The sequence below is a fragment of the Halorubrum sp. SP9 genome, assembly GCF_005435015.1.
In the GTDB taxonomy this organism is placed as follows: domain Archaea; phylum Halobacteriota; class Halobacteria; order Halobacteriales; family Haloferacaceae; genus Halorubrum; species Halorubrum sodomense.
Genome location: NZ_SGXU01000103.1, coordinates 1 through 509 on the forward strand (window position 1 = coordinate 1; position 509 = coordinate 509).

Genomic DNA, 509 nt, shown 5'->3' on the forward strand with positions numbered 1-509 from the left:
CAAGTAGTTCCTCGCGCGTGTCAGTACCAATTCGAGCGACACCAACACGCTGGTAGGTGAGGACAGTACAGCCCTTCGTCTCCAACTCTTCAAAGTCAAGCCCCTCGAGCGAACTTCGAGCGGCGCCGAGACACCAGATCGACTCTGGCTTGGCTGCTTCAACAAGTTCGTTCCATATCTCCTCAACTGTTTGTTGGAAAACATCAGTTGATAGGAGGATAACCATTACGTCTGCGTGGGCCGCGACATCAAGGAGTTCGGCTCTCGCTTGTTCGGCCATGTCTTCACTCCCAACGGGCGTCTGATCGCCTGCATATACAGCTGACATCCTTTCTTCGCCACTGGCGACGCCATATTCTTCCGACAGAACGTGCAAGTGAGTATCTGCGAACTCTGCAAGCTCGTCGTCTAGGCCCGCAACCATCCCGAAGAGCCCTTCGTAATACTCCTTGACCGGCTGGTCGTGATCCTCCCCCGTCGTATTCGATCCTTCTGCGAAGATGTGCGCC

Annotated in this window: 1 protein-coding gene; it reads right to left on the bottom strand. The window is 54.8% G+C overall.

Translation table 11 applies throughout. The features are described from left to right. The coding region (locus tag EXE45_RS16605) for a hypothetical protein (protein ID WP_137694977.1) at positions 1-509 on the bottom strand (509 nt) is incomplete at both ends.